We start from the raw sequence: 14,528 nt of genomic DNA, 5'->3' as shown, positions 1-14,528 counted from the left end.
AAACATGGCCGCAGGTTAGCTTAGGGAGGGGAAAATCGCACCTTGTGTTTCAGATCTGAAGACGCCTTCGCGGGCAAGCCCGCTCCCACAGGGTATGCGCAGACCCTGTGGGAGCGAGCTTGCTCGCGATTGGGCGCGACACGATTTAGCGGGCGATACCGTGTTTACGCAGCTTCCGATAGAGGGTATTTCGACTGACCCCCAGCTGCTCCGCCGTGTGCGTCATATGCCAGCGCGTCTGCTCCAGCGCCGTGAGTAACGCCAGCCGCTCGGCATCTTCCAGCGGATGCTCCGATGGCTCCTCGAAAGCCTGCGCCACCGCCGGCCTGGCCGAACGAATCATCGCCGGCAAATCCTCCAGACCGATCCGCCCGTCCTCACACAGTGCCGCCAACGTACGCAGCACATTTCGCAACTGCCGCACGTTACCCGGCCAGGCGAACCCCAATAAGGCCTCCCGCGCCGGCCCATCGATCAACACGGTTTCTGCGCCCGCCTCCTCGGCCAGCAAAAAATCGAGCAACCGGGATTTGTCGCTACGATCACGCAAGGCCGGCAACGCGACTTCCAGCCCGTTGAGCCGGTAATACAAATCCTCACGGAAGCTGCCGTCCTGCACGCGATCCAGCAAGTTACGGTGAGTGGCACTGATAATCCGCACATTCACCGATTCCGGCTCGCCGCCGATCGGCACCACTTGCCGGTCTTCCAGCACCCTCAGCAAGCGCGTCTGCATGGCCAGTGGCATGTCGCCGATTTCATCGAGGAACAAGGTGCCGCCGTCGGCCTGTTGCAACTTGCCGCGCATGCCCTCCTTGCGCGCACCGGTAAAGCTGCCGCCGCGATATCCGAATAGCTCGCTTTCGATCAGGCTTTCGGGAATGGCCGCGCAATTGAGGGCGACGAAGGCTTTTTCTGCCCGCTGGCTGGCGTGGTGCACCGCTTTGGCAAAAGCCTCCTTGCCGGACCCGGTTTCGCCGTTGATCAGCAGCGGCACGTCGCGCTCGTAGACGCGCAAGGCCTTGCGGAAGTCCGCCTGCAACGTCGCGTCATCCAGGCAAATGCCCGACAGGCGCGGTGCTTGTGCAACCTTGGGAGCAGGCACCGCTGGAGTAGGCAGCGACCGCCGTGCCTCACCACGCAATACCGCGAACAGCTTGCGACCATCACGGGTGCGCAACGGCCAACTGGCGGCGGCATTGGTGCTCGCGCGACCGAGCAACTCATCGAGCGAACAATCGAAAAACGCCTCAACCGGCTTACCCAGCAAGCCGCCTCGAATATGTCCCAACAAATTCAGCGCACTCTGGTTGACCGCGCAAATGCGCCCTTCCCCGTCGAACGCCAGCAACCCTTCGCTGAACAAACCGACGGACTCGGCCTGCAAGTGAAAACGCAACAACCATTGGTTGTCGAAGCAGCGCAAGAAGTAGCAGCTCTCGATCATTTTCGCCGACAGATTGACCAGCGCCATGGTGTGGAACTGACTTTGCCGCGACACATCGCGCCGCGCCGACGACACGTCGAGCACTGCCAGCAATTCGCCATGGGGATCGAAGACCGGGCTCGCCGAGCAGGTCAGGCCGGTGTGGCGGCCGCGGAAGTGTTCGTCCTGATGGATGGTCAGCGACTGACGCTCCACCAGGCAGGTGCCGATGCCGTTGGTGCCTTCGCAGGCCTCGCTCCAGTCGGCACCGAGCCAGAGCCCGGCACGCTCGAAAATCTGCCGTTCGGCGGGCGCGGTGACGCAATTGAGGATCACGCCGCGGGCGTCGGTCAGCAGCACTGCATGGCCGGCGCCGGAGAGTTGTTGATGCAGGCTGGTCATTTCATTGCCGGCGATGTGCAGCACTTGCTGCAAGCGCTCGCGGCTTTCCAGGACACGGCCATGTTCCAGCACCGTCGGAGCGATGCTCAGGGCCGGATCGAGGTGATAGTCCTCAAGGCAGCGCAGCCAGGAACGGGCGATGGACGGATCACTGCCAGGACCGTGGAGGTGGGTCTTGCCCTGAGTCACCGTCAATACTTGCTGGGCATGGCGACTCAAATGATTGTCGTGCATTTCTTATTATTCTCCCCGGGGCTCGGCGTCCCGTGCATGAGGTGATGCCGAGCATCCTCCAGCCCGGCCCGCATTGCAATGCCTGCAGGACCGGTTGGTCACGAGCTGTGCCACAAAGGGTACAAAGTGTCACCATGGCTGTACCGGAAGCGTCACAGGCGCTGCCCGCCCGTCCGACAAAAACCTCGCAAGGCCTTGATTTACCTGACATGCAAGGCACTGGCCCGGCCCTTGCTCTACGCTTAAAGCAAGCGCACATGCGCGACTCCCTATAAGCACAAAAGCAAGGAGAGACCACCATGCGTTACGCTCACCCCGGTACTGAAGGCGCTATCGTTTCGTTCAAAGCCAAATACGGTAACTACATCGGCGGCGAGTTCGTCGCGCCTGTCAAAGGTCAGTACTTCACCAATACCTCGCCAGTGAATGGCCAACCGATTGCCGAATTCCCCCGTTCCACGGCCGAAGACATCGACAAGGCCCTGGACGCTGCCCACGCCGCTGCCGATGCCTGGGGCGCCACGTCCGCCCAGGCGCGCTCGCTGGTGCTGCTGAAAATCGCCGACCGCATCGAACAGAACCTGGAGCTGCTGGCGATCACCGAGTCCTGGGACAACGGCAAAGCCGTGCGTGAAACCCTCAACGCCGACATCCCGTTGGCCGCCGACCACTTCCGCTACTTCGCCGGTTGCATTCGCGCCCAGGAAGGCAGCGCTGCCGAAATCGACGGCAACACCGTGGCCTATCACATCCATGAACCGCTGGGCGTGGTCGGGCAGATCATCCCGTGGAACTTCCCGATCCTGATGGCCGCCTGGAAACTCGCCCCGGCTCTCGCCGCTGGCAACTGCGTGGTACTCAAACCCGCCGAGCAAACCCCGCTGGGCATCACCGTGCTGCTCGAACTGATCGGCGACCTGCTGCCACCCGGCGTGCTGAACATCGTCCAGGGTTTCGGTCGCGAAGCCGGCGAAGCGCTGGCCACCAGCAAGCGCATCGCCAAGATCGCTTTCACCGGCTCGACCCCGGTCGGCTCGCACATCATGAAATGCGCCGCCGAAAACATCATTCCGTCCACTGTTGAACTGGGTGGCAAGTCGCCGAACATTTTCTTCGAAGACATCATGAAGGCCGAACCGTCCTTCATCGAGAAGGCCGCCGAAGGCCTGGTGCTGGCATTCTTCAACCAGGGCGAAGTCTGCACCTGCCCTTCCCGGGCGCTGGTGCAAGAGTCGATCTACGACGAATTCATGCAAGTGGTGATGAAGAAGGTCCTGCAAATCAAACGTGGCGACCCGCTGGACACCGACACCATGGTCGGCGCCCAGGCATCCGAGCAACAATTCGACAAAATCCTTTCGTACCTGGAAATCGCCAAGGGCGAAGGAGCCGAACTGCTGACCGGCGGCAAGGTGGAAAAACTCGAGGGCAACCTGGCAAGCGGGTATTACATCCAGCCGACGCTGCTCAAGGGCACCAACAAAATGCGCGTGTTTCAGGAAGAAATCTTCGGCCCGGTGGTGAGCATCACCACCTTCAAGGACGAAGCCGAAGCCCTGGCTATCGCCAACGACACCGAGTTCGGCCTGGGTGCCGGCCTCTGGACCCGCGACATCAACCGCGCCTACCGCATGGGCCGTGCCATCAAGGCCGGCCGGGTGTGGACCAACTGCTACCACCTGTACCCGGCGCACGCCGCGTTCGGTGGTTACAAGAAGTCCGGCGTCGGTCGTGAAACCCACAAGATGATGCTCGACCACTATCAGCAGACCAAAAACCTGCTGGTGAGCTACGACATCAATCCGCTGGGCTTCTTCTAAAAACCGGGGGCGACACAGGTGTTTCTGTGTCGCCCTTTCTACCGCCTTCGCGAGCAAGCCCGCTCCCACAGGGGATTTGTGTAAACCCGCATCAGGTAACCGACACAAGTCCAATGTGGGAGCGGGCTTGCTCGCGATGCCGTCCTAAATGACTCAACACTCAAGGCCTGGCCGCTCTGGCACGGGCTTTGCCTACCCATCATTCAGGATTTGCACCCAACCCGTCTTAACCGAAAGTCCAAAAGATCGAACAATAAAAATTAGAGAGGACTTATGACTACTTCTTCCACACAGCTCAAACCCACACTCGGCACCCTGCATTTATGGGGCATTGCCGTCGGCCTGGTGATTTCCGGCGAGTACTTCGGCTGGAGTTACGGCTGGGGCACCGCAGGCACACTGGGTTTTCTCGTCACCGCGTTGATGGTGGCGACGATGTACACCTGCTTCATCTTCAGTTTCACCGAACTGACGACTGCGATTCCCCACGCTGGTGGGCCATTTGCCTATAGCCGCCGGGCTTTTGGCGAGAAAGGCGGATTGATCGCCGGCATCGCCACCCTGATCGAATTCGTCTTTGCACCACCGGCCATCGCCATGGCCATCGGCGCCTACCTCAACGTGCAATACCCGGAACTGGACCCGAAGATCGCCGCCGTTGGCGCCTATTTCGTGTTCATGGGCCTGAACATCCTCGGCGTCAGCATCGCGGCCACCTTTGAGTTGGTGGTCACCGTGCTGGCCGTCGCCGAATTGCTGGTGTTCATGGGCGTTGTCGCCCCGGGCTTCAGCTTCAGCAACTTTGTGCTCAATGGCTGGTCGGGCGCCAATGAATTCACGATGGGCTCGATTCCCGGTATTTTCGCCGCCATTCCCTTCGCGATCTGGTTCTTTCTTGCCATCGAAGGCGCGGCCATGGCTGCCGAAGAAGCCAAGGACCCGAAACGCACCATCCCCAAGGCCTACGTCAGCGGCATTCTGACCCTGGTGTTCCTGGCCATCGGCGTGATGGTGATGGCCGGTGGTGTCGGAGACTGGCGCCAGTTGTCGAACATCAACGATCCTCTGCCTCAGGCGATGAAAGCCGTGGTTGGCAACAATTCGACCTGGATGCACATGCTGGTATGGATCGGTTTGTTCGGCCTGGTGGCGAGTTTCCACGGGATCATTCTTGGCTATTCCCGGCAGTTCTTCGCCCTGGCTCGCGCCGGTTACCTGCCCAAAGGGCTGGCCAAACTCTCGCGCTTCCAGACGCCGCACCGGGCGATTCTGGCCGGTGGCGTGATCGGCATCGCAGCGATCTACAGCGACGGTCTGGTCAACCTGCAAGGCATGACCCTGACGGCGGCGATGATCACCATGTCGGTATTCGGCGCCATCGTGATGTACATCATCAGTATGCTGAGCCTGTTCAAACTGCGTAAAACCGAACCGAACCTGGAGCGCACCTTCCGCGCGCCGGGCTATCCGATCGTGCCGGGGATCGCGCTGTTTCTGGCGGTGGTGTGCCTGGTGGCGATGGCGTGGTTCAACACCTTGATCGGCCTGATTTTCCTCGGCTTCATGGCTGCCGGTTACCTGTACTTCCAGTTGACCGCCAAGCAACGTTCCGAAGCACCGGCAGACGCTATGCTCGAAGGTATATGAATTGCACCGGTGCCGGGCCCGCTGCCCGGCGCCTGCATTATTGAAGTGCATGCAATTCCCTTGTGGGAGCGAGCTTGCTCGCGATGGCGGTGTGTCATTCAGCACATGTGGCGGATGTAAGACTGCTATCGCGAGCAAGCTCGCTCCCACAGAAAAGCAGATCGCATTTTAAATTGATCAGGAGGACACCGCCCCATGGCCGCATTCGCCCATACCGTCGGCGCCCAGACTTACCGCTTCGACAACCTCAAGGAAGTGATGGCCAAGGCCAGCCCGGCGCGCTCCGGAGATTTTCTGGCCGGCGTCGCAGCCCTTAATGACGGCGAGCGCGTCGCGGCACAGATGACTTTGGCCGACACTCCGCTAAGCCACTTCCTGCACGAAGCGCTGATCCCCTACGAATCCGATGAAGTTACCCGTCTGATCATCGACACCCACGACAAACAAGCCTTCGCGGTCGTCAGTCACCTCACCGTCGGCGGCTTTCGCGACTGGCTGCTCAGTGATGCCGCCGACGAACAGGTCCTGCGCGCCCTCGCCCCCGGCCTGACCCCGGAAATGGTTGCCGCGGTATCGAAGATCATGCGCGTGCAGGATCTGGTGCTGGTGGCGCAAAAAATCCGCGTGGTCACACAGTTTCGCGGCACCCTGGGCCTGCGCGGTCGACTGTCCACACGCCTGCAACCGAATCACCCCACCGACGAACCGGCCGGCATCGCCGCAAGCATTCTCGACGGTCTGCTGCACGGCAATGGCGACGCGATGATCGGCATCAACCCCGCCACCGACAGCATTGCCTCGATTTGCGCCATGCTGGAGATGCTCGACGCGATCATCCAGCGCTACGAGATTCCGACCCAGGCTTGCGTGCTGACCCATGTCACCACGTCGATCGAAGCGGTCAATCGCGGCGTCCCGCTGGATCTGGTGTTCCAGTCGATCGCCGGTACCGAAGCGGCCAACGCCAGTTTCGGCATCAACCTGAGTGTATTGAAGGAAGGCTATGACGCCGGTTTGAGTCTGAATCGCGGCACGTTGGGCCAGAACCTGATGTACTTTGAAACCGGCCAGGGCAGCGCCCTGTCGGCCAACGCCCACCATGGCGTCGATCAACAAACCTGCGAAACCCGGGCCTACGCCGTCGCGCGTCATTTCAACCCGTTTCTGGTCAACACCGTCGTCGGCTTCATCGGCCCGGAATACCTGTACAACGGCAAACAGATCATCCGCGCCGGCCTGGAAGACCACTTCTGCGGCAAGCTTTTGGGCGTGCCCATGGGCTGCGACATCTGCTACACCAACCACGCCGAAGCCGACCAGGACGATATGGACACCCTGCTGACCCTGCTGGGCGTCGCCGGGATCAACTTCATCATGGGTATCCCCGGCTCCGACGACATCATGCTCAACTACCAGACCACCTCGTTCCACGATGCGCTCTACGCCCGGCAGACCCTGGGGCTGAAGCCTGCGCCGGAGTTCGAGCAGTGGCTGGCGAAAATGGGCATATTCACCCAGGCGGACGGCCGGGTTCTGTTTGGCAGCAGCCTGCCGCCGGCCTTCCGCCAGGCATTGGCGCAACTGGGATGAGTGTTGATATGGATAAACTACCCTTCGATCCCCACAACCCATGGCTGGAACTGCGGCGACTGACGCCGGCGCGAATTGCCTTGGGCCGAACCGGCACCAGCATTCCCACCCGCGCACAACTGGACTTCCAATACGCCCATGCTCAGGCACGGGATGCGGTGCACTTGCCATTCGATCATGCGGCACTCAGTTCACAACTGGCCGAACGCGGACACGAAAGCCTTTTGCTGCACAGCGCAGCGATCGACCGCAACAGTTACCTGCAACGCCCGGACCTGGGACGAAAACTGAGTGATACATCGGCGCAGACCCTGCGTGAATATGCTTCGGCACATCCTGGCGGGGTCGACTTGGTGATTGTGATCGCCGACGGCTTGTCGGCGTTGGCCGTTCATCGCCATACCCTGCCGTTTCTGGCGCGCCTCGAAGAACAGATTGCGGTCGAAGGCTGGACGGTAGCGCCGGTGATATTGGTGGAACAGGGGCGCGTGGCGGTCGCTGACGAAGTCGGTGAGTTGCTTGGCGCAAAAATGACCGTAATCCTCATCGGCGAACGCCCTGGCCTCAGCTCCCCGGACAGCCTGGGTTTATATTTCACCTACAATCCCAAGGTCGGCCTTACCGATGCCTACCGTAATTGCATCTCCAACGTGAGGCTCGAAGGCCTGAGTTACGGCATGGCGGCACACCGTTTGCTGTATTTGATGCGCGAAGCCTGCCGGCGGCAGTTGTCAGGGGTCAATCTGAAGGATGAAGCACAGGTTCAGACACTGGAGTCGGACGCGGGAGCCGACATGAAAGGTAATTTCCTGCTCGGCCCGCCGAATGCCTGAACCGCTTGCGCATTGCACATTCGTACCAGTTTCAGGCAGGATCGTGGCGCGGCCGCCAAGGGTTTCCCATCGCCGTCAGAGACGTAAGACAGCCACTTGAAGACGAGACCTACCATGCGGATTATTCAAGCGACCCTCGAACACCTGGACCTGCTGACCCCGTTGTTCGTCAAATATCGCGAGTTTTATGGTTCCCTGCCGTATCCGGACTCGTCCCGGGCGTTCCTCGAAAAACGCCTGCGTCGCAAGGAGTCGGTGATCTACCTGGCGCTGTCCGATGACGACAGCAACAAACTGATGGGTTTCTGTCAGCTGTACCCGAGCTTCTCCTCGCTTTCGCTCAAACGCGTGTGGATCCTCAACGATATTTATGTCGCCGAGGACGCCCGCCGCCAGTTGGTGGCCGACAACCTGATCCGCACCGCAAAAAAAATGGCCAAGGAAACCAATGCCGTGCGCATGCGTGTTTCCACCAGCAGCAACAACGAAGTCGCGCAGAAAACCTACGAGTCCATCGGATTCAAGGAAGACACCGAATTCAAGAACTACGTGCTGCCGATCAGCGACGAACTCTGAATCACCTACACATATGGGAGCGAGCAGGCTCGCTCTCATATGTCCGGTATCATGCCATCGGTCTTGTCATGACATTCCCCGCTACAATCTCGACGCGATTTTCACCTCTCGCCTCGTATAATCCCGAACTCCCCGGCTTGTAAGAAAAACTACCCTTATCCGTAGTCTTACGCGAAGTCATCCGCACAGGCCTGCTGAGTCGGGCCGTTACCACAGGTGCTTTCCATGGATTTCAACCCGATCGACATTGTCCTGCATCTCGACGTCTACCTCGACATGCTTGTAACCAACTACGGGGCATGGATCTACGCCATCCTGTTTATGGTGATCTTCTGTGAAACCGGCCTGGTGGTCATGCCCTTCCTGCCGGGCGACTCCCTGCTGTTCATCGCCGGCGCCGTGGCGGCCGGTGGCGGCATGGACCCGGTACTGCTCGGCGGCCTGCTGATGCTGGCGGCGATTCTGGGCGACAGCACCAACTACATCATCGGACGAACGGCGGGTGAAAAACTCTTCAGCAATCCGGACTCGAAGATCTTCCGCCGCGACTACCTTCAACAGACCCACGATTTCTACGACAAGCATGGCGGCAAAACCGTGACCTTGGCGCGCTTCCTGCCCATCATCCGCACCTTTGCACCGTTCGTCGCCGGTGTGGGAAAAATGCCTTATCCGCGTTTCTTTGCCTTCAGTGTCTTCGGCACTGTCCTGTGGGTTGGCGGGCTGGTGACGCTCGGTTACTTCTTCGGCAATGTGCCGTTCATCAAGAAGAACCTGTCGCTGCTGGTAGTCGGCATCATCCTGCTCTCGCTGGTGCCGATGATCATTGGCATGGTACGTAACCGCCTTGCGGGTTCGAACTCCAAAGCCGCATCGCGCTGACACGATGTGGTCCCTGAGCGCCTGGCGTCGCCGGCGCACCCTGGCAAAGCACCCGATTGCCGATGACATGTGGCAACGGGTGCGCCATCACCTGAGTTTTCTCGATGGCATCAGCGTCGCCGAAGACCAATGGCTGCGCGAAGCCTGCGTGCTGTTCCTCGAAGACAAGCACCTGACCGCCCTGCCCGGAGTCGAACTGCATCAGGAGCAGCGCTTGCTGCTCGCTGCCCAGGCGCAACTGCCGCTGCTGCACCTCGGCGACCTGAACTGGTATCAGGGCTTCCACGAAATCATTCTCTACCCCGATGACTTCCTCAGCCCCCAGCGCCATCGCGATGCCAGCGGTGTCGAGCACGAATGGGATGGTGAGCACAGCGGTGAAGCCTGGCAGCAAGGCCCGATCATCCTCGCCTGGCCGGGCGTGATGGCCAGTGGTGGCTGGGAAGGCTACAACCTGGTGATCCACGAACTGGCACACAAACTCGACATGCTCAACGGCGTCGCCAACGGCCTGCCGCCGCTGCATGCCGACATGCGCGTCAGCGACTGGGCCAAGGTCATGCAAGAGGCCTACGACGACCTCGACCGGCAACTGGAACGCAATCCCGATGCTGAAACCGCCATCGACCCGTATGCCGCCGAAAACCCTGCCGAGTTCTTCGCCGTCACCAGCGAATACTTCTTCAGCGCCCCGGATTTGCTGCACGAGGCTTATCCACAGGTGTACCAGCAGTTGAAGCTGTTCTATCGCCAGGACCCGCTGACGAGGTTGAAGCAACTTCAGGCGCATGATCCTGTCTATCAGGCACACCAGTGAGCGCCATACGACTTCTGGTCCATGGCGTCGATACAGGAATATGCCTATAATCGCCGCCACTTTTTGGTCAATCCGGCCAAGTGTTTTTGGTCAACTAACGGGGGCAACGCCCAATGAGCTACAGCAAGATTCCGGCTGGCAAAGACCTGCCGAACGACATCTACGTCGCGATCGAGATTCCGGCCAACCACGCGCCGATCAAATACGAAATCGACAAAGACAGCGATTGCCTGTTCGTTGACCGTTTCATGGCCACCCCAATGTTCTACCCGGCCAACTACGGTTACATCCCGAACACCCTGGCTGACGACGGTGATCCCCTCGACGTGCTGGTCGTAACCCCTTACCCGGTTGCTCCAGGTTCGGTGATCCGCGCTCGTCCGGTCGGCATCCTGAACATGACCGACGACGGCGGCGGCGATGCCAAAGTCATCGCAGTCCCACACGACAAGCTGTCCCAGCTGTACGTCGACGTGAAGGAATACACCGATCTGCCAGCGCTGCTGATTCAGCAGATCGAGCACTTCTTCGCGAACTACAAAGATCTCGAAAAAGGCAAATGGGTGAAGATCGAAGGCTGGGCCGGTGCAGACGCCGCCCGCGACGCGATCACCAAGTCGGTTGCTGCCTATAAAGGTTAAGAGCAGCCGCGAGCTTCAAGCGGCAAGCTTCAAGAAAAACCCCGGTTGAACCGGGGTTTTTTGTGGGCGCTTGAAAAGCACGTTAAACATAACGTTTAACCTGCCTCGATCTTGGTTTTACTTGTTTAAAACTCCCCAAGAGCGTCTTACATCCAGTCGTAAATTTCCCGCGAAATTTGAACGAGGCGTTTATTCAAACCCTTGTTAGCCGCCAGTAGACTCGCGTTCATGAAAAAGAACACTAGCGGCCCACGCTTCAAAGCGCTCCTCGAAGCAGCGAGCATCACGACCACCGGATTTGCCGAATTCCTGGATACGGCTCCGCAAAATGTACATAACTGGTACACCCGCGGTGTGCCCGCCCACTGCATGGAAGAAGTCGCCAGAAAACTCTCCGTCAGCAGCGACTGGCTGAAAACCGGCGAAGGCACGAAAGACTCCCAACACCTGCGCCTGCTTGACGAATCCGGCAACACTTTCGATGCCCAGACCATCCGCGGTGTCTACACGGTCATCGAGCCTGTCGACGTCGAACTGCCTTTCTACAAAGAAGCTTTTACCGCCCCGGACTCCAACAAAACCCACGTCATAGAAGACCCCGAGCAATCCATCCGCCTGCCCCGCAGCCACCTCGATTCCCTGGAAATCAACCACGCCGACGCCATCTGCGCGCTCATGAGCGGTAACAGCATGGGCGAGAAAATTGAAGACGGTTCGACCCTGGCGATTGACCGTGGCCTGACCCAGATTATCGATGGCGAGATCTACGCCATCGAACATGACGGCATGCTGCGCATCAAGTACCTGCACCGCTTACCGGGCAACTCCCTGCGACTGCGCAGCCACAATCGCGCCGAGTACCCGGATGAGATCTTAAGAGCCGCACAAATCGAAGAGCAGAACATCAGGGTGCTGGGTTGGGTGTTCTGGTGGTCGACCCTGAACAAACGACGGCCGGCGGTGCCGTTTCTTTAAGCGCTCCAGAATACCCATCGGCCGTCCACCCGGGTGGCCAAACGGCTCTGCCCGGCACTTCCCGCTGGGAATTTCCATCAAACCTGCGTATGCTGCGCCCCACATTTGCGCATCGACCCGCCCTGCGGCTCAGATGCACTGGCCTGACAGATGACTTTCTCACCAGGTCCCACAGCCGGACGCAAGATCCGGGTGTACGTTTTGAAGGCTGGCGCGGTTTACCAAAAATGATCCAAGCCAGTCCCCGAGAAGCCGGCCACAAGCCGGCTTTTTTATGCCTGAAAGAAAGTGAACAACGACAAAAATCACCCAACCCCTTCCGTATTCAGCGCATAAAACTCCTGCAGCTTGGCTTGCAACAGTTTCTTGTCTGGCAATTGGGTGTGGTACTCCGCGATCAAGGCAGGTGACAGTGAGCGGTTCAGGGCGTACTCGACGATTTCGTCCTCTTTGCTCGCGCACAGCAATACGCCGAGCGCCGGGTTTTCATGTGGTTTGCGGACATTGCGGTCCAACGCTTCAAGATAAAAATCCATCTTCCCCAAGTATTCCGGCTCAAAGCGCCCGACCTTAAGTTCGATCGCCACCAGGCAGTTCAGCCCACGGTGGAAAAACAACAGATCCAGCGCAAAGTCACGCCCACCTACCTGCAACGGATATTGCGATCCCACAAAGCAGAAGTCCCTGCCCAGTTCGATCAGAAAATCCCTGAGTTTGTACAGCAGGCCTCCATGCAAATCTGTCTCTGCATGACCACGCTCCAGAGCCAGAAACTCGATCATGTAGGCATCCTTGAACACGTCCAGGGCCTGGGGATGAATTTGTCGCAGCGGTGCTGAGACTTTTGCCGGGCTGACCACTGAACGTTCAAACAGAGCAGCCTTGAACTGACGCTCAAGCTCCCGGCTTGACCATTTTTCCTGGATCGCCATGCGCAGGTAAAACTCACGTTCCTCCGGGCGTTTGCTCTGGTTGAGGATGATCATGTTGTGTGTCCAGGGCAATTGTCTCAGCAGTGCTGAGACTTTTACGTCATGTCTGTACGCTTCGAAAAATTGACGCATACGAAACAAATTAGGCCGGGTAAAGCCCCGCAGTCCGGGCTGAGTGCGAGCGAGGTGAGTGGCCAATTGAGCCACCACCCCATCACCCCACTCCGCCGCTTCAATTTTGCGACTGATGTAGGCTCCAACTTGCCAGTGCAGCTCTATCAGTTCGGTGTTGACCGCCTGCATGGCGCGATGTCGTGCGGTCACAATCAGCTGGGTAATTTCGCTGAAAGCTGTATCGAGGGAGATATTGCTACGGAGATCATTCACGTCAGGACATTTCCATGTCAGTGGGAGGGCCCCTTCAATTACTCCTGATACCGACGCAAGAACATTCACAATGTATGTCTGCATGAAACAACGCTAATAGGCCTCCATCCCGCTCAGAGAACACGTGCAAAGCCAAAATAACCGATGCTGAATCCACCCCGTCCAAAAACCGCTCCCCTTACCCCGGAAGAAGCTCTGCCGGTCGGACTTCGCGTTCAAGCTCAACGGGAACCTACGCAATGGATCTGCACATCCCGACCCTGCTGGTAGTCTCGGTCTTCGTTTTCATTCTGATGGGTTTGTTGACCTGTCATGCCTGGTGGCGTGAAACCCGCGAGCTTCCTCTGGCTTATCTGGGTGCAATGATGCTGCTGGCGGCGCTGGGTGTAGTGCTGGTCAGTTGGCGGGGTCGATATTGTCCCGCTCGTTTTCAACCGCGAGTCGGGCTACGACCTTTCGTGCCTGCTTTCACAGGCGGATGAAACCCTATATGGCGCCAAGAATCACGGGCGCAATCGTGTGCAAACCCTGCGCATGTTGTACCTCAACCTCACGGATAGCTGAACGACTTCACCAACGTCAACTCCCCCACCGCACGCATCGGCACCAGGAACGTCTCCATCTTCTCGCTCGGCGTGCCTTCCTCGGTAATCACCGTCACCTGCGCCGTGGTCAGCGCCTGCACCGCGTCTTCCTGCCCCTCCTCATCACTGCTGTAGCCGCCGCCGAAGTAGTTCACATAGACCAGATATTGCCCCTTGATCGGCGCGGGCATGGCGAAGATTTCCGGGCCGAAGCCGGTGGTGACGTCGACGTCGAGCGCGGCGCCGTTGGGGGCGACGCGGTCGCCGTACCAGATGTGCGCGCCGTCGGGGGTGATCAGGTGCAGGTCGAGGTCGGTGTTGTCGCTGTCCCAGGACAACAAAACGCGCAATTTGGCCGGGGTCGCGCCGCCGCTGCTGTTGAGCAATTGCGTGCGGTGACGTTGCTGACCATCAGGGCTGCGAACCTCGACGCTGTTGCTGCCGTTGGGGAATGAGAACGGGCGATCGAAACGGCCGGCCGGGTCGATTTTCAGCGGCATGCTCACCCCGTTGACGATCAGCCGACCGGGTTCTGTGGATTTGGCTGTGGCTTTGATCTGCCCGCTGATGCGAGCGGTGTTGGCCTGCCCTGTCGGGGTATTCACCGACGAGGCCGGGTAGTTAACGGTCTGCTGGAAGTTTTCCCCTTCACCTTCAGATGCACCGGTGCGCCAACCGCCTGCGGGGGTATCGAGTTTGACGCTGTCAGCCGCCATCACCGATGGCAACGCCACCAGCGAACAGAGAAACAGCAAGACCTGTGGATAACGGAGTTTCATGGA

General features: G+C 59.2%; 13 protein-coding genes. 10 read left to right on the top strand and 3 right to left on the bottom strand.

The annotated features are described in order from the left end of the window. Window positions 1-145 precede the first annotated feature (145 nt). A complete protein-coding gene (locus AC1D1M_RS18455) occupies window positions 146-2,062 on the bottom strand; it encodes a sigma-54-dependent Fis family transcriptional regulator (protein ID WP_477776742.1) in 1,917 nt (638 codons plus the stop codon). A 299-nt stretch (window positions 2,063-2,361) separates the two neighbouring features. On the opposite strand from AC1D1M_RS18455, the gene exaC reads away from it, so the two are divergent. The 9 genes from exaC (at window position 2,362) to AC1D1M_RS18410 (ending at window position 11,843) form a co-directional block, all read left to right on the top strand. Further along, a complete protein-coding gene (exaC, locus tag AC1D1M_RS18450; protein ID WP_150672672.1) occupies window positions 2,362-3,882 on the top strand; it encodes an acetaldehyde dehydrogenase ExaC in 1,521 nt (506 codons plus the stop codon). Window positions 3,883-4,155: 273 nt separating this feature from the next. Beyond that, window positions 4,156-5,529, top strand: coding sequence for an ethanolamine permease (gene eat / locus AC1D1M_RS18445; RefSeq protein ID WP_477776741.1), 1,374 nt, complete (start codon window positions 4,156-4,158; stop codon window positions 5,527-5,529). A 195-nt stretch (window positions 5,530-5,724) separates the two neighbouring features. Beyond that, window positions 5,725-7,119, top strand: coding sequence for an ethanolamine ammonia-lyase subunit EutB (locus AC1D1M_RS18440; protein WP_477776740.1), 1,395 nt, complete (start codon window positions 5,725-5,727; stop codon window positions 7,117-7,119). Between the two features lie 8 nt (window positions 7,120-7,127). Further along, the gene (eutC, locus tag AC1D1M_RS18435) at window positions 7,128-7,952 is read left to right on the top strand and encodes an ethanolamine ammonia-lyase subunit EutC (protein WP_477776739.1); all 825 of its coding nucleotides are present in this window, start codon (window positions 7,128-7,130) and stop codon (window positions 7,950-7,952) included. Window positions 7,953-8,066: 114 nt separating this feature from the next. Then, a complete protein-coding gene (locus AC1D1M_RS18430; protein WP_007990572.1) occupies window positions 8,067-8,528 on the top strand; it encodes a GNAT family N-acetyltransferase in 462 nt (153 codons plus the stop codon). Window positions 8,529-8,753: 225 nt separating this feature from the next. Then, entirely contained in the window at window positions 8,754-9,410 is a 657-nt protein-coding gene (locus tag AC1D1M_RS18425) for a DedA family protein (RefSeq protein ID WP_477776738.1), read from the top strand. A gap of 4 nt (window positions 9,411-9,414) precedes the next feature. Further along, window positions 9,415-10,227, top strand: coding sequence for a M90 family metallopeptidase (locus AC1D1M_RS18420; protein ID WP_477776737.1), 813 nt, complete (start codon window positions 9,415-9,417; stop codon window positions 10,225-10,227). 113 nt (window positions 10,228-10,340) lie between these two features. Further along, a complete protein-coding gene (gene ppa, locus AC1D1M_RS18415; protein WP_007894323.1) occupies window positions 10,341-10,868 on the top strand; it encodes an inorganic diphosphatase in 528 nt (175 codons plus the stop codon). A gap of 228 nt (window positions 10,869-11,096) precedes the next feature. Beyond that, on the top strand, window positions 11,097-11,843 hold the full coding sequence (locus tag AC1D1M_RS18410) for a LexA family transcriptional regulator (RefSeq protein ID WP_477776736.1): 747 nt from the start codon (window positions 11,097-11,099) through the stop codon (window positions 11,841-11,843). 305 nt (window positions 11,844-12,148) lie between these two features. Here AC1D1M_RS18410 and AC1D1M_RS18405 read toward each other — a convergent pair whose 3' ends face one another. Continuing rightward, window positions 12,149-13,162: a PDDEXK nuclease domain-containing protein gene (locus tag AC1D1M_RS18405; protein ID WP_477776735.1), complete on the bottom strand. Its 1,014-nt coding sequence runs from the start codon at window positions 13,160-13,162 to the stop codon at window positions 12,149-12,151. 239 nt (window positions 13,163-13,401) lie between these two features. Between AC1D1M_RS18405 and AC1D1M_RS18400 the strand changes: the two genes are divergently transcribed. Beyond that, on the top strand, window positions 13,402-13,644 hold the full coding sequence (locus tag AC1D1M_RS18400; RefSeq protein ID WP_477776734.1) for a hypothetical protein: 243 nt from the start codon (window positions 13,402-13,404) through the stop codon (window positions 13,642-13,644). A gap of 68 nt (window positions 13,645-13,712) precedes the next feature. Here AC1D1M_RS18400 and AC1D1M_RS18395 read toward each other — a convergent pair whose 3' ends face one another. Next, window positions 13,713-14,525, bottom strand: coding sequence for a YfaP family protein (locus AC1D1M_RS18395; protein WP_477776733.1), 813 nt, complete (start codon window positions 14,523-14,525; stop codon window positions 13,713-13,715). Window positions 14,526-14,528 lie beyond the last annotated feature (3 nt).

It is taken from the genome of Pseudomonas sp. P1_F7 (genome assembly GCF_056405655.1).
The sequence above is the reverse complement of the archived record's forward strand: the minus strand, read 5'-3'. Positions and strand labels throughout refer to the sequence as shown.